The 21,256-nt window shown below is 72.0% G+C and carries 16 protein-coding genes; 4 read left to right on the top strand and 12 right to left on the bottom strand.

The genetic code is table 11. From position 1 onward, the window contains the following. Positions 1-133: 133 nt before the first annotated feature. From M8I34_RS23890 to rsmH, 10 genes are all read right to left on the bottom strand, one after another. Positions 134-949, bottom strand: a complete 816-nt coding sequence (locus tag M8I34_RS23890) for an FtsQ-type POTRA domain-containing protein (protein WP_250052232.1) — start codon at positions 947-949, stop codon at positions 134-136. A 22-nt stretch (positions 950-971) separates the two neighbouring features. Continuing rightward, entirely contained in the window at positions 972-2,063 is a 1,092-nt protein-coding gene (murG, locus tag M8I34_RS23885; protein WP_030988579.1) for an undecaprenyldiphospho-muramoylpentapeptide beta-N-acetylglucosaminyltransferase, read from the bottom strand. Between the two features lie 6 nt (positions 2,064-2,069). Continuing rightward, positions 2,070-3,416: a putative lipid II flippase FtsW gene (ftsW, locus tag M8I34_RS23880; protein ID WP_244415374.1), complete on the bottom strand. Its 1,347-nt coding sequence runs from the start codon at positions 3,414-3,416 to the stop codon at positions 2,070-2,072. A gap of 60 nt (positions 3,417-3,476) precedes the next feature. Beyond that, a complete protein-coding gene (gene murD / locus M8I34_RS23875) occupies positions 3,477-4,931 on the bottom strand; it encodes a UDP-N-acetylmuramoyl-L-alanine--D-glutamate ligase (protein WP_250052230.1) in 1,455 nt (484 codons plus the stop codon). Next, positions 4,928-5,992 carry a phospho-N-acetylmuramoyl-pentapeptide-transferase gene (gene mraY / locus M8I34_RS23870; protein ID WP_030085860.1) on the bottom strand — a complete coding sequence of 355 codons (1,065 nt, stop codon included), beginning with the start codon at positions 5,990-5,992 and terminating at the stop codon, positions 4,928-4,930. Before mraY ends, murD begins: the two co-directional genes overlap by 4 nt. Before the next feature lie 5 nt (positions 5,993-5,997). Beyond that, positions 5,998-7,431: a UDP-N-acetylmuramoyl-tripeptide--D-alanyl-D-alanine ligase gene (murF, locus tag M8I34_RS23865; RefSeq protein WP_030988574.1), complete on the bottom strand. Its 1,434-nt coding sequence runs from the start codon at positions 7,429-7,431 to the stop codon at positions 5,998-6,000. A 62-nt stretch (positions 7,432-7,493) separates the two neighbouring features. Then, positions 7,494-9,257, bottom strand: a complete 1,764-nt coding sequence (locus tag M8I34_RS23860; protein WP_374210977.1) for a UDP-N-acetylmuramoyl-L-alanyl-D-glutamate--2,6-diaminopimelate ligase — start codon at positions 9,255-9,257, stop codon at positions 7,494-7,496. A gap of 18 nt (positions 9,258-9,275) precedes the next feature. After that, entirely contained in the window at positions 9,276-11,273 is a 1,998-nt protein-coding gene (locus tag M8I34_RS23855; protein ID WP_250052226.1) for a penicillin-binding protein 2, read from the bottom strand. A 7-nt stretch (positions 11,274-11,280) separates the two neighbouring features. Next, positions 11,281-11,946, bottom strand: a complete 666-nt coding sequence (locus M8I34_RS23850; protein WP_250052224.1) for a septum formation initiator family protein — start codon at positions 11,944-11,946, stop codon at positions 11,281-11,283. Further along, positions 11,943-12,911 (bottom strand): 16S rRNA (cytosine(1402)-N(4))-methyltransferase RsmH, encoded by a 969-nt coding sequence (gene rsmH, locus M8I34_RS23845; protein WP_030988567.1) that lies wholly within the window; start codon positions 12,909-12,911, stop codon positions 11,943-11,945. Before rsmH ends, M8I34_RS23850 begins: the two co-directional genes overlap by 4 nt. A gap of 510 nt (positions 12,912-13,421) precedes the next feature. On the opposite strand from rsmH, the gene M8I34_RS23840 reads away from it, so the two are divergent. The 4 genes from M8I34_RS23840 (at position 13,422) to M8I34_RS23825 (ending at position 19,232) form a co-directional block, all read left to right on the top strand. Continuing rightward, the gene (locus tag M8I34_RS23840) at positions 13,422-13,982 is read left to right on the top strand and encodes a carbonic anhydrase (protein WP_250052222.1); all 561 of its coding nucleotides are present in this window, start codon (positions 13,422-13,424) and stop codon (positions 13,980-13,982) included. 234 nt (positions 13,983-14,216) lie between these two features. Then, on the top strand, positions 14,217-15,272 hold the full coding sequence (locus M8I34_RS23835) for an AAA family ATPase (protein WP_374210976.1): 1,056 nt from the start codon (positions 14,217-14,219) through the stop codon (positions 15,270-15,272). Beyond that, positions 15,272-16,654, top strand: coding sequence for a DUF58 domain-containing protein (locus M8I34_RS23830; RefSeq protein WP_250052220.1), 1,383 nt, complete (start codon positions 15,272-15,274; stop codon positions 16,652-16,654). The genes M8I34_RS23835 and M8I34_RS23830 overlap by 1 nt, the downstream gene beginning before the upstream one ends. 136 nt (positions 16,655-16,790) lie before the next feature. Next, positions 16,791-19,232, top strand: a complete 2,442-nt coding sequence (locus M8I34_RS23825; RefSeq protein WP_250052211.1) for a DUF3488 and transglutaminase-like domain-containing protein — start codon at positions 16,791-16,793, stop codon at positions 19,230-19,232. A 440-nt stretch (positions 19,233-19,672) separates the two neighbouring features. On the opposite strand, the gene M8I34_RS23820 is transcribed toward M8I34_RS23825, so the two are convergent. Both M8I34_RS23820 and M8I34_RS23815 read right to left on the bottom strand, forming a co-directional pair. Next, positions 19,673-20,086: a DUF3040 domain-containing protein gene (locus M8I34_RS23820; RefSeq protein ID WP_244415359.1), complete on the bottom strand. Its 414-nt coding sequence runs from the start codon at positions 20,084-20,086 to the stop codon at positions 19,673-19,675. A gap of 259 nt (positions 20,087-20,345) precedes the next feature. Further along, positions 20,346-21,101, bottom strand: coding sequence for a methyltransferase (locus M8I34_RS23815; protein WP_250052209.1), 756 nt, complete (start codon positions 21,099-21,101; stop codon positions 20,346-20,348). Positions 21,102-21,256 lie beyond the last annotated feature (155 nt).

The raw sequence follows: 21,256 nt of genomic DNA, 5'->3' as shown, positions 1-21,256 counted from the left end.
CCTTTGGAACGAGACACTAAGTCGACAAGGCGCGCCCGTTCAACGAACACGCCGAACCTCCCGTTTTTCTTTTCACCCTATGTGATCACCCATAGTCGTAGCCATCCAGGGTGCTGGCCTGCGACGCGGCACGTCAACTCCCGGACACCGCAGGGGCGCTGGACACCGACACGTCGAAGTGACGCCCGGCATGTGCCGCTTTCAGCAGCGCGGTCAGCACCTTTGCCTTTTCGGCGCCCTCTTCGCGACTGCCCCAGGCGACCGAACGGCCGCCGGTCAGTTCGAGGGTGATGGCGTCGTAGGACCGTACACGCACCTTGCGTACGTCCTGGCGCACGGCCGCGGGCAGATCCTGGGTCACCTCGACGGCCGCACGCCGCAACCGGTCGATTCCGAAACGATGCAGACTCGGGGAGTCGGATACGGCCATTTCCAGAAGCGGAACACCCTTGGGGGCCGTGCCGACGGTGGCGAACCGGACGCCTTCGGTGTCCACTTCGGTGAACTTTCCGCCCGCTCGCATCACCAGCTCCGGCACCCTTTCGATCACCTTCAGACCGATCGTGTGCGGCCAGGACCGCTCGACATCAACGGTCTTGATGCGCGGCAGCCGCGCGCGCAGCCGGCGGGCGAGGGCGTCCGTATCCACGGAGACCAGCGGGGCGTTCATCGGGGCGCGTGCCGCCTCGGTGACCTCATGCGGCGTCAGCACCTTGGTGCCGGTGGCCTTGACGCGTTCCAGCCGGAGCCAGTTCGAGGCGTAGAGGGCCCAGGCGCCGAACGCGCCGAGCAGCACCGCGACGACCGTGATGATGATCAGACTACGGCGGCCCGGCGCGCGAAAGGGAAGGCGCACCCACCGCAGCCGCGGGCCGCCGGGCGGCGCGGCGGAGGGCGGGCCGGACAGTGACTTCTTCTCGCCGCGGCGGGCGGTTGTCGGTCCGGCCACGCTCCCTGCCTTCTCTCGTGCGCTACTTGTTGCGCTGCGCGATCGCCTCGTACACCATGCCGACCAGCAGCTCGTCGGCGTCCCTGCGGCCGAACTCGGAGGCCGCGCGGGACATCTCGTACAGCCGGTGCGGATCGGCCAGGACCGGGAGCACGCTGTTCTGCACCCAGTCCGGGGTCAGCTGGGCGTCATCGACCAGCAGGCCCCCGCCTGCGTTGACCAGCGGCTGGGCGTTGAGCCGCTGTTCGCCGTTGCCGATGGGCAGCGGGACGAACGCGGCCGGGAGCCCGACAGCGGACAACTCGGCGACGGTCATTGCGCCCGCGCGGCAGAGCATCATGTCGGCCGCGGCGTACGCGAGATCCATCCGGTCCACGTACGGTACCGGGACATAGGGGGGCATCCCGGGCATGTTGTCCACATGCGGCAGTTCGTTCTTCGGGCCGACCGCGTGCAGCACCTGGATGCCGGCGCGCTGGAGGACCGGCACGGCGGCCTGAACGACCTCGTTCAGCCGGCGGGCACCCTGGGAACCACCGGACACCAGCAGGGTCGGGAGGTTGGGGTCGAGACCGAAGGCGGCCCGCGCCTCGGGGCGCACCGCGGCACGGTCCAGGGTGGCGATGGTGCGGCGCAGCGGAATGCCGACATAACGGGCACCGCGCAGCTTGCTGTCGGGGGTGCTGACGGCGACGAACTTGGCGTACCGCGAGCCGATCTTGTTGGCCAGGCCGGGCCGGGCATTGGCCTCGTGGACGATGATCGGCACCCCGAGGCGCTTGGCGGCCAGATAGCCGGGCAGCGCCACATAGCCGCCGAAGCCGACGACGCAGTCCGCCTTCGTACGCTCCAGGATCTGCTCGGCGGCCTTGATCGTGCCGCGCAGCCGCCCGGGGACGGTGATCAGTTCGGGTGTGGGCTTGCGCGGCAGCGGCACGGCCGGGATGAGGCCCAGCTCATAGCCGCGTTCCGGGACGAGGCGGGTCTCCAGGCCCTTCTCCGTACCGAGTGCCGTGATCCCCACGGTGGGGTCCTGCCTTCGCAGTGCGTCCGCGAGGGCGAGCGCGGGCTCGATGTGGCCGGCGGTCCCCCCACCGGCGAGTACGACATGCACCGAAATTCACCGCTCTCCGGACGGCCGCTTCTTGACGCGCCGTCTCATCGTCTTCCATCTCACCCCAGCCGGTTTTCTTCCGAAAACCGGCTTCCGCGTGGCCAGCGCCGCCAACGCCGCCCGTGCAGCGGGCTCGTCACGCGCGAAGGCGATCAGCAGCCCGATGGCGAACATCGTCGGCAGCAGGGCGGAGCCTCCGTAGGAGAACAGCGGGAGCGGGACACCGGCGATCGGCAACAGGCCGAGCACCGCACCGATGTTGATCACGGCCTGGGCCGTGATCCAGGTGGTCACGCCTCCCGCGGCGTACCGTACGAAGGGGTCCTCCGTGCGTCCGGCCACGCGGATACCCGCATAGCCTAGAGCCGCGAAGAGGGCGAGCACCGACAGCGTCCCCGCCAGACCCAGTTCCTCCCCGGTGATGGCGAAGATGAAGTCGGTGTGCGGTTCGGGGAGTTCTCCCCATTTTTCCATACTCGCACCGAGGCCGGAACCGAAGAATCCGCCGGACGCCAGAGCGTAGATGCCGTGCACGGCCTGCCAGCACTGGTCGCCGGGGCCCGGATCGGTCGCACCGATGCAGGCCAGCCGGGACATCCGGTTCGCGCTGGTCTTGATCAGCAGCGCCCCGATCAGTGCGGCGCTGCCCAGCACCCCGACGAACAGCCGGGTCGGCGCACCCGCCAGCCACAGCAGCCCGAAGAGGATCGCCGTGAGAATGATCGCGGTGCCCATGTCGCCGCCGAGCATGATCAGCCCGAGCAGCAGGAACGCCACGGGGATCAGCGGCACCAGCAGATGCTTCCACTGCACCAGCAGCCGTTTGTCCTGTTTGCGGGCCAGCAGATCGGCGCCCCACAGCACCAGCGCGAGCTTGGCGAACTCGCTCGGCTGCATCTGGAAGGGGCCGCCGAGGTTGATCCAGTTCTGGTTGCCGTTGACCGCGACCCCTATGCCCGGAATCTGCACCAGGCACATCAGGAACACCGAGACGGCGAGCAGCGGATAGGCCAGCCCGCGGTGCAGCCGCACCGTCATCCGGGAGGCGGCCAGCAGCAGCCCGCCGCCGAGGACGGCGGCGAGCAGTTGCTTGCGGAAGAAGTACGTCGGGGCCAGGCCGGACTGGAGCGCTTTGATCTGGGACGCCGAGTAGACCATCACCAGCCCCAGGACGGTGATCAGCAGGCTGCCGCCGAGGATCAGGTAGTACGCGGTCAGCGGGCGGTCCCAGGCCCGTTTCAGCCGGGTGTGGAGCCCTCGGGGGCCGCCCGGTGTGCGGCCCCCGCGCGGCCCTCGCACCGTGGACGGCCGACGCGGACGCGACGGGGCCGCCTTCGCCGATCGGGCCGTCATCCTCGTCCCCTCCACAGGTGCGCTCGCCGCCGGCTGACGACGACAGCGGGGAGAAACGGTCTAGTGATCCCGTGCGGTCAGCTCACCGACCGCGTCGGCGAAGGCCTCGCCCCGCTTGTTGTAATTGACGAACATGTCCATCGAGGCACAGGCCGGAGCCAGCAGGACGGTGTCGCCGGGCTCGGCCAGGCGGGTCGCTTCCCGGACCGCCTCAGGCATCGCCCCAGTGTCGGTCCGGTCGAGGTCGACCACCGGGACATCGGGGGCGTGTCGCGCCAGGGCTTCGCGAATCAGCGCCCGATCGGCACCGATCAGCACCACACCGCGCAGCCGGGCCGCCGACTTCTGCACCAGCTCGTCGAAGGTCGCGCCCTTGGCGAGCCCGCCGGCGATCCACACGATGTGCTCGTACGCCGCCAACGACGCCTCGGCGGCGTGGGTGTTGGTCGCCTTGGAGTCGTCGATGTAGGTGACGCCGTCGAGGTCCGCGATGTGCTGGATGCGGTGGGCCTCGGGGTGGAAGGCGCGCAGTCCGTCGCGTACGGCGGCGGGACGGACCCCGAAGGCACGGGCCAGCGCCGCCGCCGCGAGGGCGTTGGCGATGTTGTGCGGGGCGGGGGTCCCGGAGCCGGGCGCGATGTCGGAGACCTCGGCGAGCTCCTGGGCCTGCTGCTGACGGTTCTCCACGAAGGCACGGTCGACGAGGATGCCCTCGACGACGCCCAGTTGGGAGGGGCCGGGGGTGCCGAGGGTGAAGCCGATGGCACGGCAGCCCTCCTCGACGTCGGCCTCGCGCACCAGGTCCTCGGTCGCCTTGTCGGCCACGTTGTAGACGCAGGCGACGGTGTTGCCCTCGTAGATCCGGCCCTTGTCGGCGGCGTACGCCTGCATGGAGCCGTGCCAGTCGAGGTGGTCGGGCGCGAGGTTGAGGACCGTGGCGGAGTGCGCGCGCAGCGAGGGCGCCCAGTGCAGCTGGTAGCTGGAGAGCTCGACGGCGAGCACGTCGTAGGGGCGCTCGCCGTCCTTGCCCTGGCCGAGGACGACATCGATGATCGGGGTGCCGATGTTGCCGACGGCCGTGGTGTGCAGCCCTTCGGCGGCCAGGATCGAGGCCAGCATCCGCACCGTGGTGGTCTTGCCGTTGGTGCCGGTGACCCCGAGCCAGGCGGCCGCGTCAGGACCGCGGAGCCGCCACGCGATCTCGACATCGCCGACCACGTCCACCGCGGCCGCGGCGGCCGCCGCGAACAGCGGGCTGTCCGGCTTCCAGCCGGGCGAGGTGACGACGAGGTCCGTGCCCGCGGGAAGGGTCGCGCCGTCGCCGAGGCGGACCGTGATCCCTTCCGCTTCCAGCTCGTGCGCGGCGGCCTGCTGCTTCTCGCTGTCGCCGCCGTCCACGACGGTGACGCGGGCGCCGAGGCCGGCCAGCGCGCGGGCGGCACTGATGCCGCTCACGCCCAGGCCGGCGACGGTGATGTGCTGACCGGCGAAGTCCGCCGGGCTCGGGGTGGTCACTTGGCCGCCTGCCAGCCGCCGTAGAAGATGCCGAGTCCGACGATCACGCACATGCCCTGGATGATCCAGAATCTGACCACCACAAGGACTTCCGACCACCCCTTGAGTTCGAAGTGGTGCTGGAGTGGGGCCATCCGGAAGACCCGCTTACCGGTGAGCCGGAACGAGCCGACCTGGATGACCACCGACATGGTGATCAGGACGAAGAGACCGCCGAGGATGGCCAGCAGCAGCTCCGTACGGGAGCAGATGGCCAGACCGGCCAGCGCGCCGCCCAGGGCCAGCGAACCGGTGTCCCCCATGAAGATCTTGGCGGGCGAGGTGTTCCACCACAGGAAGCCGAAGCAGGCACCCATCAGTGCCGAGGCGACGACCGCGAGGTCGAGTGGATCGCGGACCTCGTAACAGCCCGGTCCCGCGGTGATCTGGTTGGCGCACGACTCCTGGTGCTGCCAGATGCCGATGAACGTGTACGCGCCGAAGACCATCACCGAGGCGCCGGTGGCCAGGCCGTCGAGGCCGTCGGTGAGGTTCACGCCGTTGGACATCGCCAGGATCATGAACAGCGCCCAGATCACGAAGATCACCGGGCCGATCTGCCAGCCGAAGTCCTGGGTGAACGAGAGCCGGTCGGAGGCCGGGGTCTGTCCGCGCAGGTCGGCGAACTGGAGCGAGAGCACCGCGAAGGCGATACCGACGATCAGCTGGCCGGCCATCTTGGCCTTGGCCCGCAGGCCCAGCGAACGCTGCTTGACGATCTTGATGTAGTCGTCGAGGAAGCCGACCAGGCCCATGCCCGCCATCAGGAACAGCACCAGCACACCGGAGAAGGTGGGGTCGCTGCTCGTGATGACCTTGGTCAGCACATAGGCGATGATCGTGGCCAGGATGAAGGCGATACCACCCATGGTGGGCGTACCGCGCTTGCTGTGGTGATCACGCGGGCCGTCATCACGGATGAACTGCCCGTATCCCTTTTTGGCCAGCAGCTTGATCAGCACCGGAGTGCCGATCAAGGTCAGGAAGAGCCCGATCATTCCGGAGAAGAGGATCTGCTTCATCGAGTTCATCGGGACGCGGCTCCGCCCTCGAGGCCTGCGTCGTCCAGCAGTGCTGCGGCAACCCGCTCCAGCCCCACCGACCTGGACGCCTTCACCAGCACGACGTCTCCCGGTTGCAGCTCGCTGCGCAACAGGTCGACCGCCGCCCGCGCGTCGGACACGTGCACCGACTCCTCACCCCACGAACCCTCGTTCTTGGCGCCCATGTCGAGCCAGGCCGCTTCCCTGCCGCCGACTGCCACGAGCTTGCTGACGTTGAGCCGGACGACCAGCCGCCCGACCGCGTCGTGTTCGGCGAGCGACTCCTCGCCGAGCTCGGCCATCTCACCGAGCACCGCCCACGTACGACCGCCCCCCGCCTTGGCGGCTGCGCCCATGGCGACCAGCGCTCGCAGCGCCGCTCGCATGGACTCGGGGTTCGCGTTGTAGGCGTCGTTGACGACCCTCACGCCGTCCGCGCGCTCGGTGACCTCCATACGCCAGCGGGAGAGCGTGCCGGCTTCGGAGAGCGCGGTGGCGATCTCGTCTGCGGGCATGCCCAACTCATGGGCGACGGCGGCCGCGGCGAGCGCGTTCGACACGTGGTGCTCACCGTACAGCCGCATGGTCACATCACTGCACCCGGAGGGTGTGTGAAGCGTGAAAGCAGGCTGTCCCAGCTCCGTGAGCCGGACATTCTCGGCACGTACGGCGGCGTCCTCGGCCTCACCGAACAGGAGGGTGCGGGCCTTCGTGCGGGGAACCATGGCGCGCACGTACGGGTCGTCGGCATTGAGCACCGCCACCCCGCCGTCCTCGGCCGGGGGCAGCTCCTCGATGAGTTCGCCCTTTGCCAGGGCGATCTGCTCGCGGCCGCCGAACTCGCCGATGTGCGCGGAGCCGACGTTCAGCACCACACCGATGCTCGGCGGGGTCAGCCCGGCGAGGTAGCGGATGTGGCCGACGCCGCGGGCGCCCATCTCCAGGACGAGATGGCGGGTGGTGTCGTCGGCGCGCAGCGCGGTCAGCGGGAGCCCGATCTCGTTGTTGAGGTTGCCCTCCGGCCAGACCGTCGGGCCCTTGCGCTGCAACAGCTGGGCGATCAGGTCCTTGGTGCTGGTCTTGCCGGCCGAGCCGGTGAGACCGACGACGGTGGTGCCCAGACGCCCGACGACGGCGCGGGCGAGCGCACCGAGCGCGGCGACCACGTCGTCGACGACGATCGCGGGGACGCCGACGGGGCGGGCGGCCAGTACGGCCACCGCGCCTGCCTCGACGGCGCCGGACGCGAAGTCGTGGCCGTCGGCACGTTCACCGGCGAAGGCCACGAACAGGGCGCCGGGGCATACCGCGCGGGAGTCCGCCACGACCGGTCCGGTCACCCGGCGGCCGTCGTCCGGTATGTCGTACTGCCGGCCGCCGACGATGCTCGCGATCTCGGCGAGGGACAGGGAGATCACAGATCACCCCCGGCGAGGGGCGGGCGGTGACGGTGCAAGGGTTGTGCGCGCATGGCGGTGTGTCATCCCTGGTGGTTCGGCTGCGGTGACTGCTGCGAATGCTGTGACTTCAGCGAATCCTCGATGGCCTCGCGCAGCACGTGGCGGTCGTCGAAGGGGCGTACCACTCCGGCGATGTCCTGGCCCTGCTCGTGGCCCTTGCCCGCGACGATCACGGTGTCGCCCGGCTCGGCGCGGGCGACGGCGGCGGCGATGGCGATGGCCCGCTCCTCTTCGACCAGCACCGTGCCGCGTTCATGAATGGGGACTTCCGCGGCACCCGCGAGCATGGTGGCGAGGATCGAGAGCGGGTCCTCGTTGCGGGGGTTGTCGGAGGTCAGGATGGCCGTGTCGGCGAGCCGGGCCACCGCGGCACCCATCGGGGCGCGCTTGTGCGGGTCGCGGTCGCCGCCGCAGCCGAGGACGGCGTGCAGCTTGCCGTCGGTGACCTTGCGCAGCGCGCGCAGAACCGATTCGACGGCGTCGGTCTTGTGGGCGTAGTCGACGACCGCCAGGTAGGGCTGGCCGGCGTCGATGCGCTCCAGGCGGCCGGGGACGCCGGGCACCGCGGCGACACCGTCGGCCGCGGTCTGCGGGTCGATGCCGGCGACGACCAGCGAGACGATCGCGGCCAGCGAGTTGGCGACGTTGAACGGGCCGGCGATCGGCGAAGCGGCGCGCAGGGTCCGGCCGTCCGGGCCGTGCACGGTGAAGGTCGAGCCGAGCGTGCCGACCTCGACGTCGGACGCCCGCCAGTCGGCGTCCGGGTGGCCCTCCGCGGAGAAGGTGGTGACCGGGACCTCGGACTCGCCCTCGGCCAGCCGCTTGCCGTACTCGTCGTCGAGGTTGACGACGCCGGCCCGGCTGCGGGCCTTGGTGAACAGCTGGGCCTTGGCCTGGAAGTAGTCCTCCATGCCGGAGTGGAACTCCATGTGCTCCGGGCTGAGGTTGTTGAAGATCGCGACGTCGAAGACGCAGCCGTCGACCCGGCCGAGGACCAGGGCGTGGCTGGAGACCTCCATGGCGACGGCGCGCACGCCGCGCTCGCGCATCACGGCGAACAGCGCCTGGAGGTCGGTGGCCTCGGGAGTGGTGCGCTCGGACTTGATGCGCTCGTCGCCGATGCGGGTCTCGACGGTGCCGATCAGGCCGGTCAGTCCCCCGTCGGGGCGCTTCGCGGCAGCCGCCCGCAGCCCGCCCTCGATGAGGTAGGCGGTGGTGGTCTTGCCGGAGGTGCCGGTGATGCCGATCTGGAGCAGGTCCTCGCCGGGCACTCCGTAGATCGAGACGGCCAGGGCACCCATCCGGGCGCGCGGGTTCTCGACGACCAGGACCGGCAGGCCGGTCGCCGCGGCGCGCTCGGCGCCCGACGGGTCGGTCAGGATCGCCGCGGCGCCGAGGTCGGCGGCCTGGGCGACGAAGTCGGCGCCGTGCAGACGGGCGCCGGGCAGCGCGGCATAGACATCACCGGGACGGACCGCGCGGGAGTCATGGGTGATGCCGGTGACCATGGCATCGGCATGGGCGGCGTCCGGGGCGGGACTTCCCAGCTGCTCGGCGAGGTCCGCCAGGGGGGTGGGGCGGACCGTTTCAGGGCGCGGCGCTCCCGGATATGTGCCGGGCCCGCCCTTCTCGGCGTGCTGGGCTTTCGGGGACTGATCAGCGTGTGACACGGCGGTGAGCGTACCGGGCACAACCGGCCCGGGGCGAAGCGAGGGCCGTGGGGGGGAGCAGTTTCCCGGAGTGGGGGTGCCGTCGGGGGTGCCGTCGGGAGTGATGGTCGTCACGGCGGAATTGCCTCGATTTCATTGGCCTGGCGTGAAGGTGACCGGCAGCCGCGGGGGTTTGGCACCGGTCGGCGGGACCTGGAGGGTTTTCAGCGCGAAGGCCATGACCTGCTGGTAGATCGGGCCACAGACCTGACCGCCGAAGTAGCTGCCCGTGGTGGGGTTCTGCACGGCGCAGTAGACCGTGATGCGGGGCTTGTCGGCGGGCGCGAAGCCGGCGAAGGACGCGGTGTAGCCGTGGTACCGGCCGGTTTTGGGGTCCACCCGGTTGGACGTGCCGGTCTTGCCGCCGACGCGGTATCCGTCGATCTTCGCCTTGGCTCCGGTGCCTTCCTCGTCGTCGACCACCGATTCGAGCATGGTGGCCAGCGTGGTCGCGGTCTTCCGGCCGACCACGCGGTTCCTGTCGGGCTTGGGCGCCGGCCGGTAGTGGCCGTCGGGCCCGGTGCTGCCACGGACCAGCGAGGGGGCGATGCGCTCGCCGCCGTTGGCGATCGTGGAGTAGACGGAGGCGGCCTGTACGGCGTTGAGGGAGAGCCCCTGGCCGAACGGGATGGTGAACTGCTGCGAGGTGTTCCAGTCCTGCGGCTTGGCCAGGATGCCGTCGGTCTCCCCGGGGAAGCCGAGCCCCGTGGGCTTCCCGATGCCGAATTTGCGCAGATACGAGTAGAGGACCTGGTTGGCCTCGGGCTGGGTCTTGCCGAGCTGGCCGGCGGCGAGGATGGTGCCGATGTTGCTGGACTTGGCGAGCACGCCGTTGAGCGTGAGGTGCCAGGTCTCGTGGTCGACGTCGTCCGCGAACAGCCGGTCGCCGCGGTGCAGCCGGTTCGGGACGGTGACGTGGGTGGACGACGTGGCGACGCCCTCCTCCAGGACGGCGGCCATCGACATCAGTTTGCTGGTGGAGCCCGGCTCGAAGGCGTCGGACAGCGCGGCGTTGCCCAGCGCTTCCGGATCGGCCTTGGAGACCTCGTTGGGGTCGAACCCGGGCGCATTGGCGAGCGCCAGGATCTCCCCGGTGCGGGTGTCCTGGACGACGACGTAGCCGCGGTCGGCCCCGGACGTGGCGACCTGCTTGGTGATGGCCTGCTGGGCGGCCCACTGGATGTCGCGGTCGAGGGTCAGCTCGACCTTGCTGCCGGGGACGGCGGGGTGTTCCTGGGTGTCGGCGGTGGGTACCCGGCGGCCGCCGGACTGGGCGTAGACGAGCTTGCCGTCCTTGCCCGCCAGCTGCTTGTTCAGGAGGGCCTCCAGGCCGCCGCCGCCCTTCCCCGCGCCGTTGACGAAGCCGAGGACGCCGGAGGCGAGGTCCTGGTTCGGGTAGAGGCGCTTGCTGTGCTTGTCGGCGAAGATGCCGACCAGGACGTTGGGGCGGGGCGCGCTCTTGGGGGCGGCGGCCGCCCGGGCGTCGAGGGTCTTGCGCAGGTCCTTGATCCGCTTCCAGACCTGCGGGGTCCGCTGGCGGGCGAGCAGGACGTAGCGCGCCTTGGGCTGGTCGAGCTTCTCGGTGAGGGTGGCCTGGTCCTCCCCGAGGACCGGGGCGAGCAGCGCGGCGGCCCGCCGCGGAGCGTCGTCGATCCTGGTCTTGGCGGGCGCCAGCAGGCTGGGGTCGGCGGTGATGTCGTACGCGTCGACGGTGGTGGCGAGGTCCACGCCGTTGCGGTCGGTGATCGCGCCGCGCTCGGCGGCCAGCTTGACCGGTACATAGCGGTTCTCGTTGGCCTTGGCGGCGAACGCCCCGGCGTCCACGGCCTGCACCTGGAAGAGCCGTACGACGAAGACGAGCATGATCAGCGTCAGCCCCAGGGAGACCAGCCGCAGCCGGGGGCGCGGGCTGCCGAGACGGAGCGCCTGGGGTCCGCCGGAGCGGGGGCGGGCGGCGGGGCGGCGGACCGGGGGCTTGGGGCCCGGCCGGGGCGCGGGGCGCTTGGCGGGCGGGCGGCCGGCGCGGCTGCCGGCCTGGCCACCGCGCTGGGCGGGACGCGGCACCCGGCGAGGGTCCCTGGGCTCGGTCATGCCGCGATCACCTGCCGGAGGTCGTCGGGGAGAGGGCGGCCGCCGCGGCGGGCGCGGGTGCGGAGGAGGCGTCGCTGCCGGACGCGACCAGGGAGACAGGGGCGGCCGACGGCGGCGGGGCGAGGGCGCCGGATGCCGGCACCGCGCTGTCCGGGCCCGGCGCGCCGGCGGCGGCCTGCACCGGCGGCCGGACGGCCGGCGGTGCGACCGGCGGCGCCTGCGGGCGGGGCGGGGCGGACGGGGCGGTGTGGCCGGTCGCGCTCAGGAGCGACGGCTCGGCGGAGGTGCTCAGCGGCGCCCCCTCCGACAGGGCCGCGCTCGTCCGCCCGCGGACCGTGCCGTCCGGGAGCAGGAACGCCGGACTGCCGCCGGGCACCATCCCCAGCCGGCGGGCCCGCCGCTCCAGCGCGCCCGGGGCGGAGTACGCGTCCACGTCCTGTTGCAGCGCCTGCTGCTCGTCCGTCAGCTCCTCGGTCTTCTTCTCCAGCTTGCTCAGTTCGAACGACCCTTGGTTGAGGGCGGAGTTGAGCAGCAGCAGGGTGATCAGGCCGGAGCCGAGCAGCACGACGATGAGGAGCACGAAGGGGGTGCGTGCCGCGGTGCCGCCGGCGCCGGAGGGGAGCAGCGCGGCAAGGCGTTTCTGCTTGCCGCGCGGTCTCCCCTGGCTTCTCACGCGGTGTCCTCGACGTTCTCGCGGATGCGCTCCGCGCCGCGCAGCCGGGCGGGGGCGGCCCGGCGGTTCTCGGCGACCTCCTCCTCCGTGGGGAGTTCGGCGCCGCGGGTCAGCAGCTTGAGCCGGGGCTGGTAGCGCTCGGGGACGACCGGCAGCCCGGCCGGCGCCGTATTGGCCGCTCCTGCCGCGAAGACCTGCTTGACCAGGCGGTCCTCCAGCGACTGGTAGGAGAGCACGGCGATCCGGCCGCCCACCGCGAGGGCCTTCACCGCGGCGGGAACGGCGCGCTCGACGCTCGCCAGCTCCCCGTTGACCTCGATGCGCAGGGCCTGGAACGTGCGCTTGGCGGGGTTGCCGCCGGTGCGCTTGGCGGCCTGCGGCAGCGCGTCACGGATCAGCTCGACCAGCCGCGCGCTGTTGGTGAACGGTTCCTTGGCGCGCTCGCGCACAACGGCCTCGACGATCCGCTTGGCCTGCTTCTCCTCACCGTAGGAGCGCAGGATCCGGACCAGCTCACCGGGCGCGTAGGTATTGAGGACGTCCGCCGCGCTGATGCCGGTCGTCTGGTCCATCCGCATGTCCAGCGGGGCGTCCTGCGCGTACGCGAAGCCGCGGTCGGCCTCGTCGAGCTGCATGGAGGAGACGCCGAGGTCGAACAGGACGCCCTGGACGCGCGGGGTTCCGAGCCGGTCGAGGACCTCGGGGAGCTCGTCGTAGACGGCGTGCACCAGGGTGGCGCGGTCGCCGTACGGGGCGAGCCGCTCGCCCGCGAGCTTCAGGGCGGACGTGTCACGGTCGAGGGCGATGAGCCGGGCCGCCGGGAAGGTGGAGAGGAGTGCCTCGCTGTGCCCTCCGAGGCCGAGCGTGCAGTCGACGACGACCGCACCCGGCTCGGCGAGCGCGGGGGCGAGCATGTCCAGACACCGCTGGAGCATGACGGGTACGTGGCGAGTGTTGTTGGTCATGCGACGGCCCCGCCGCGCTCGGCCCGCCTGCCGGCGCCACGCGCGCACCGCTTCCTGAATCGCTCGCTACGCTCGCTCATGTGCCTTCCGATGGGCTGGCTGGGCGGCAGGTGGGTCCCCGGCCGCTGGCTGGGGGATGCCGCACGTACCGCTTGGTCCCCGCCCGCTCTGAAGGGGAAGTGGCCCTCCGGCGACGGGGAAGTGACGTCGGAAGACCATGGGAGCGGGAGGAGGCCGAGCCGTACGTACGACGCGCGCACGCGAGGAATCCGGTATCCAAGGAGAGCGTCACGCCTCCCACTTCGCGCCACTTTAGTCCACCGGGTGCCCCGGTCAATCAACCGGTTCCGCGCGTCCTGCGACGGCTTTCGCACCGCCTTTCCCGCGGGCTTCTCACCCGGACGGCGGCGACGCGAACGGCCCTGTGGATTACCTCACAAGGAGTGACGTTGACCCCTATGCCCGACCTCTCCCGCAGCCGAAAGGGCCGATGCCCATTACCGTGAATCCATGCCTATACCTGCATCGCAGCCGCTGCCCCCCTCCGCCGACAGCGCCGCCGACCGTGCCGGTGGCACCGTCACCGACCGTCTCGTCGAGGCGAACCGGCGCTACGCCGATGCCTTCACCGACCCCGGGATGGACGCCCGTCCCGTCCTCAAGGTCGCCGTCGTGGCCTGTATGGACGCCCGGCTCGACCTGCACGACGCGCTCGGCCTCGAACTCGGCGACTGCCACACCATCCGCAACGCCGGCGGTGTGGTCACCGACGACATCATCCGGTCCCTGACCATCAGCCAGCGCGCGCTCGGCACCCGCTCCGTCGTCCTCATCCACCACACCGGCTGCGGTCTGCTCAGCCTGACCGAGGACTTCCGCCACGACCTGGCCGCCGAGGTCGGGCAGCGTCCCACCTGGGCGGTCGAGGCGTTCAAGGACCTCGACGAGGACGTACGGCAGTCCATGCAGCGGGTGCGCACCTCGCCCTTCCTCCCGCACACCGACGACGTCCGCGGCTTCGTCTTCGACGTCACCACGGGGCTGCTGCGGGAGATCGACCCGCGGCCCTGAGGCCACCGGGCCGGTCCGGGCCGACGTGCGGACCGGCCCGGAAAGTCGGGTTCGCCGGGAAGGCCGGGACTTATCCTTGTGAGTTATCCACAGGTCATGACGCGAAGCCGCGCGGGCGGCAAGAATGCGTGGGTGACGTCGACCTGGCAGTGATCGGGTGCGTCGCACACTTTCGGGGTGGGCCGGGTCCGCAGAGGGGGCGTCGGCCCGTAGTACGGGGCCGAGGAGGGCCGAGTGACGGCGTATGACGAACGAGCGAGCCTTGGGGGTCCCCCCGCGCGAGCGGAGCCGAGCGCAGTGGGAGATCTGACCGCCACCGCGGAGCGTGTTCACCGGTCGGTGGAGAGCGTGATCGAGGGCAAGCCGGAGGTCGTACGGCTCGCGCTGACCGTGCTGCTGGCCGAGGGACATCTGCTGATCGAGGATGTGCCCGGCGTCGGCAAGACCATGCTCGCCAAGGCGCTCGCCCGCTCCGTCGACTGCTCGGTGCGGCGCATCCAGTTCACGCCCGACCTGCTGCCCTCCGACATCACGGGCGTCAGCATCTTCGACCAGCAGCAGCGGGACTTCGAGTTCAAGCCCGGCGCGATCTTCTCCCAGATCGTGATCGGCGACGAGATCAACCGCGCCTCGCCCAAGACCCAGTCGGCGCTCCTGGAGTCCATGGAGGAGCGGCAGGTCACGATGGACGGGCAGACCTACGAGCTGCCCAGCCCGTTCATGGTGGTCGCCACCCAGAACCCGGTCGAGATGGAGGGCACCTACCCCCTCCCCGAGGCGCAGCGGGACCGTTTCATGGCCCGGGTGTCGATCGGCTATCCCAGCCCGGCGGCCGAGCTTCAGATGCTGGATGTGCACGGCGGCGCCTCCCCGCTCGACGACCTCCAGCCGGTCGCGCACGCCCACGAGATCCTGAAGCTGATCGACGCGGTGCGTACGGTCCATGTCGCCGAAACGGTGCGCAGATACACCGTGGACCTGGTGGCGGCCACCCGCAGCCACCCCGAGCTGCGGCTCGGTGCCTCACCGCGGGCGACCCTGCATCTGCTGCGCGCCGCCAAGGCATCGGCCGCGCTCCTGGGACGGGAGTACGCCCTCCCGGACGATGTGCAGTCGCTGGCGGTGGCGGTGCTCGCGCACCGGCTGCTGCCCACCGCCCAGGCCCAGTTGAACCGCCGTACGGCAGAACAGATCGTGCAGGAGATCCTCCGGCGCGTCCCGGTCCCCGACCCGTCCGCGCAGGCGTGGCGGCATCCCGGCCAGCAGCCGCCCGGCGTACGGGGGTTGTGATGTCCGAGGGGGGAGGCGAAGGGGCGCCGGAGCGGGGCGGACTGCGGGCGGCCCTCGGGGGGCTGACGACACGGGGCAGATCGTTCCTGGCGGCCGGGCTGGCCGCCGTGGTGTGCTCCTACCTCCTGGGGCAGGCGGATCTGCTGCGGGTCGGCCTGCTGCTCGCCGCCCTCCCGCTGGTGTGTGTCCTGGTCCTGGAGCGCACCCGCTACCGCGTCGCGGGCAGCCGTACGCTCTCCCCCGCCCGGGTGCCCGCGGCCTCCGAGGCCCGGGTCCGGCTGCGGATGGAGAACATCTCCCGGCTGCCGACGGGCGTGCTGATGCTCCAGGACCGGGTGCCGTACGTCCTCGGGCCCCGGCCGCGCTTCGTCCTGGACCGGGTCGAGGCCGGCGGCCGCCGCGAGGTCTCCTACCGCGTCCGCTCCGACCTGCGCGGACGCTATCCGCTGGGGCCGCTGCAACTGCGGCTCTCCGACCCGTTCGGCATGTGCGAGCTGACCCGTGCGTTCAGCTCCGTCGACACGCTGACGGTGGTGCCGCGGGTCGAACCGCTGCCGCCGGTGCGGCTGGCCGGTGAGGCCGCCGGGTACGGCGACGGACGCCAGCGCTCGCTGGCGCTGGCCGGCGAGGACGACCTCATTCCGCGCGAGTACCGGCACGGCGACGATCTGCGCCGGGTCCACTGGCGGTCCACGGCGCGCTACGGCGAACTGATGGTCCGCAGGGAGGAGCAGCCGCAGAAGGCGCGCTGCACGGTCCTGCTCGACACCCGCGGGATCGCCTACCCGGGAGCGGGCCCCGACTCGGCCTTCGAGTGGGCGGTGGCCGGCGCCGCCTCGACCGCGGTACATCTGCTGGAGCGCGGCTTCTCGGTACGGCTGCTGACCGACACCGGCACCTCGGTACCGGGCCCCGACAGCGCCGGCAGCTTCGCGGGCGGCGCCGAATCCGCCGAAGCCGTGGGCCTGCTGTTGGACACCCTCGCCGTCGTCGACCACTCCGAGGAGGAGGGGCTATCGGCGGCGTACGACCTCGTGCGCGGCGGCAACGAAGGACTGCTGATCGCCTTCTTCGGCGATCTGGACGAGGAACAGGCGGCGGTCGCCGGGCGGATGCGGCAGCGCAGCAGCGCCGCCGTCGCCTTCGTCCTGGACGGCGACGCCTGGATGCGGGGTCCCGGCGGCATCAGATTCTCCGGCGGCCAGGTCCCGGTGGCCGAACGGCTGCGGCTGCTGCGCAGGGCGGGCTGGACCGCGCTGCCGGTGACGCCCGGCGAGGCGCTCGCCGACCTGTGGCGTGCGGCCGCGGACCGTGCCGCAGCCGGGCCGCAGCGGTCGGCGGAGACGGGCGCGCCGGAGACGGCGGCCGGGGGCTGGTCATGAACGGGGGCGTGAACATCGGACGGGTGACGGACGGCCGGCCGGCGAGGGACGGGCGGGCGAGTGCGCCCCGGCCCCGCGGCCGGGTCAGCGGACGGTGCGGGCGGTGCCCGGGTCCCGAGCGAAGCGAGGCACGAGCATGAGCGGCCGGGCGCGGCTGGCGCTGTGTGCGGCGGTGGCCACCCTGTGCGCCGCGGGCGCACTGCTGCCGCTGGTGGATCCGATCAGCTGGATGTTCGAGGCGGCGATCCTGCTGGGCCTCATGACCGGCGTGGGCGCGGCCGCCCGCCGGGTGCCCCTCGCCGGACCCCTGACCATCGCCGCACAGGCACTGTCCGCCCTGCTGCTGCTGACCCTGCTGTTCGCCCGGCAGGAGGCGGTCCTCGGACTGCTGCCGGGCCCGGACGCCCTCGCGGAATTCGGCCGGCTGCTGCGCCACGGCATGCAGGATGTCGGCCGGTACGCCATCCCCGCCCCCGTCACCCCCGGCATCCGGCTGCTGTTGATCGCCGGCGTGCTGGTGATCGGCCTGATAGTGGACGCGCTCGCGGTCACGTACCGCAGCGCCGCGCCCGCCGGGCTGCCGCTGCTGGCGCTCTATTCGGTGGCCGCGGGGCTGTCGAAGGGCGGTGCGGGCTGGCTGCTGTTCCTGGTCGCGGCGGCCGGCTATCTGCTGCTTCTGCTGGCCGAGGGCCGCGACCGGCTCTCCCAGTGGGGCCGGGTGTTCGGCGGGCCGGGTGCCGGAGCGGACCGGCCGGACCGCGGACGGGGATTCGCCTCCGGCCCCGACGGACAGGCGTCCGCCCCGGTCCGTGCGGGCCGCAGGATCGGTGCGGTGGCGCTCGGGATCGCCGTGGCGGTGCCCGCCGTGCTGCCCTCCTTCGACGCCGGGTTGCTGGTGGGCTCCGGCAGCGGTGCGGGCCCCGGCAGCGGTGGCGGCACGATCTCCGCGGTGAACCCGCTGGTGTCCTTGCAGGACAGCCTCAACCAGCCCGAGGACAAGGAAGTCCTCAACTACCGCACGACCGCCTCCGACACCCGCGATCTGTATCTGCGGATCGTCGCCCTCGACCAGTTCGACGGCACGACCTGGAAGCCGTCCGAGCGTACGGTCACGGACGTCCCCGAAGAGCTTCCGCGACCGTCCGGACTCAGCTCCGCGGTCAGCCTCAACCGGATCAACACCTCCATCTCGACGGCCGAGTGGTACGCCCAGAACTGGCTGCCGCTGCCCTACCCGGCGTCCAAGGTGGACATCTCCGGGCGCTGGCGCTTCGAGCCCCAGGGCCGCACGCTCGTCGGGGACCGCGGCCAGAACACCCATGGCATGCAGTACCAGGTCGAGAGCCTGCAAGTGCGGCCCACCTCCCAGCAGCTGGCCGCCGCACCGGCCCCGTCCGCCGGCCTGCTCCGCGAGTACACCAAGGTCCCGGGCTCACTGCCCCCGGTCGTACGGAGCACCGCGCGCCGGGTCACCCGCGGCGCACCGACCGCCTACGCCAAGGCCGTCAGACTCCAGGACTGGTTCGCGGTCAACGGCGGCTTCTCCTACAGCACCGACGTCCGGGCGGGCAGCGGTTCCGAGGCCATTGCCCGGTTCCTGCGGCAGAAGGAGGGCTTCTGCGTCCACTTCTCCTTCTCGATGGCGGCGATGGCCCGGACGCTGGGCATACCGGCCCGGGTCGCGGTCGGTTTCACTCCCGGCACCAAGCAGCCCGACGGCACGACCTCGGTCGGTCTCAAGGACGCACACGCCTGGCCCGAGCTGTACTTCCAGGGCATCGGCTGGACCCGCTTCGAGCCGACCCCGAGCCGGGGCAGTATCCCTGACTACGCATACCCCGACACCCCGGGCACGGCCGACCCCGGCAGCCCGGACCCCGCACCGTCCCGGACCGCGGACCCCTCGGAGGGCCCCTCGACGGCTCCCTCGTGCGGCCCCGGCGAGCAGCGGTCGGGCTCCGGCACGGGATGTGTCGCGCTGCCCGCGGAGTCCGGCACCCGCCCGCCGGAGAGCGGCTCGTCCCCCTGGGCGACCGCCGGACTGGCACTGGCCGCCCTGCTCGTCCTGCTGCTGCCCACGGCCCCCTTGCTGTGGCGTGCGCGGACGCGCTCCAGACGGCTGGCGGGCGGCGGCCCGGACGGGGACTTCGCGGCGGCCACCCTCGCCGCCTGGCGGGAGCTGCTGGACACCGCCTGGGACTTCGGCATCGTGCCGAACGAGTCGCTGACCCCGCGCAAGGCGGCCGCCCGGATCATCGACATCGGAGAACTGCAACCGGAGCCCGCCGCGGCCGCCCACCGGGTTGCGGCGGCGGTCGAGCAGGTTCTGTATGCACCGCAACCCCAGCCGGTGTCCGGGCTCACCCGGGATGTGCAACAGGTCCACGCCGGGCTCCGGACCTGCGCGCCCCCTCGTCTGCGGTGGCGCGCCCGGCTCGCCCCGCGCTCGACGGCCCGCCTCCGCTGGGCCTGGTCCGCCCGCTGGAGGGCCCTGCTGCTCCGGTGCCGCAACAGCCGCCCGGTTGCGGCCGCACGGCGCGCGGCGGCCGCCCTCCGGCCGGGCCGGCAGCGGGCCTGAGCACGGGGCAGGAGGCACGACAACGTGCTGTGGCCGCCCGATCCTGTCGGGCGGCCACAGGCACGCAGGTCCCGGTGCCCACGGTGAAGGCCGGTACCGCGGCGAAAGCTGATGCGCGCCGAAGCGCCGGATCACCGGGCCGGTGGCGAACCGGATCACCGGGCCGGTGGAGAAGGGGACAGCTCACCGGTCGGCGAGCCGCGCAGAGTTGGTAGCAGAGTGGGCAGGAATGTGCCGGGTGGAGGTGGAGAGGAAAGCGCGGGGTGGAGCGGTCGGCACACAGCCCGAAGAAGTGCCGGAATGACAGCTCCAGGACAGCTGGAGAACGGCTGGGAAAACGAAACGGCTGGAGCAACTGCCGCACAGGCGCGACGGCTGACTGGAGCGGGGCTCGGCTGACCCACTGGAAGCAGTCCCGCGCGCCCCGTCGCTGCGTCGGCTCAGTGCCCCTGTTGCTCGTCCCTGCGGCGCTGCCAGCGGTCCTCGATGCGGTTCATCATCGAGCGGCGCTGCCTTGCCTGGCGGCGCGCCGGAGCACCTACACCACCTCCGGACCCCGCAGCGGACTGCTGCTCACCGGGCTTGGGAGCCTTGCGCCAGCCGGTGACCGCCAGCACCGCGCAGCCGAGCATGACGAGAAAACCCACCACGCTGATCCAGATCTGCTGCGCGACCATGCCGGCCATGAGCAGGGCGATACCCACCAGGAAGCCCGCGACCGCTTGGTAGACCCGTCGCCGGGTGTACGTACGCAGCCCGCTTCCCTCAAGCGCTGTCGCGAACTTGGGATCTTCGGCGTACAGCGCTCGCTCCATTTGCTCGAGCATGCGCTGCTCGTGCTCCGAGAGCGGCACGGAGTCCTCCTACTCGTCGGTCGCGGGGGGCGACCGGGGTGCGACCCTTTCAGGATAGGCAGGGAATCGTCCCCGTGAAACCCGCCCCTCGACGCCAATTCACTGTCCGGGCCGCCGCGGCGACCGGTGGTGATGTTGCCTGCATTCCCCACCCGCCTGTCCGCCATGCCGGAACGTCGTACCCCGATCATACGGGGCGAAGGGGCTGATCGGGTGGTCTGTGGCCGACTGCACGCGGTAGCCGGGTGTGCCACGTGGGTCAGTCGCGCTCGGCGAGGACATGCAGCTGAGTGGCCACGGAGTGGAAGGCGGGCTGTTCCGCGGCGGCCGCTTCGAGCTTCAGCAGGGCTTCCATGGCGCCCGGCTCGGTGTCGACCAGCACCCCGGGGACGAGGTCCGCGAAGACCCGTACTCCGTGCACCGCGCCGACCTGTAGTCCGGTGGCGGACACCAGCTCGGCGAGCTGGTCGGCGGTGAACCGGCGCGGCATCGGGTCGCCCTCGCCCCAGCGCCCGGCCGGGTCCGTGAGGGCGTGGTGGGCCTCGGTGAAGTGGCCCGCGAGGGCGCGGGCGAGGACGGCGCCGCCCAGACCGGCCGCGAGCAGGCTGAGGGTGCCGGCCGGGCGCAGCGCCTCGACGGCATTGCGGACGCCCTCGGCCGGGTCGTCGACGTACTCCAGGACGCCGTGGCAGAGCACGGTGTCGTAGCCGCCGCGCTCGACGACGTCGAACAGGCCGTGGGCGTCGCCCTGGACCGCGCGTACCCGGTCGGCGACGCCCGCCTCCGCGGCGCGACGCTCCAGGGCGAAGAGGGCGTTGGGGCTGGGGTCGACGACCGTGACGCGATGGCCGAGGCGGGCGACCGGCACGGCGAAGTTGCCGGTGCCGCCGCCGGTGTCGAGGACGTCCAGGGCGTCGCGGCCGGCGGCCTTGACCCGGCGCTCCAGGGCGTCCTTGAGGACGTCCCAGACCACGGCGGTACGAAGGGATGCGCGCGGGCGCAGCGGGTCAGACACGGCGGGTGGCTCCTCGGCGGGGGCTGAACGTCTAGGCGTCCACCACCCTATTCCGTCCCACGCCGTCCGCCGCCTGCGGAGCCATCCCGGCCCCGCCCCGGGGAGGGGCGGCGGCACAGGCAGGGGGCGGCAGACGGGGGGCAACGGGGAGGCGG

Source organism: Streptomyces sp. MCA2 (genome assembly GCF_023544705.1).
In the GTDB taxonomy this organism is placed as follows: Bacteria; Actinomycetota; Actinomycetes; order Streptomycetales; family Streptomycetaceae; genus Streptomyces; species Streptomyces decoyicus.
The sequence above is the reverse complement of the archived record's forward strand: the minus strand, read 5'-3'. Positions and strand labels throughout refer to the sequence as shown.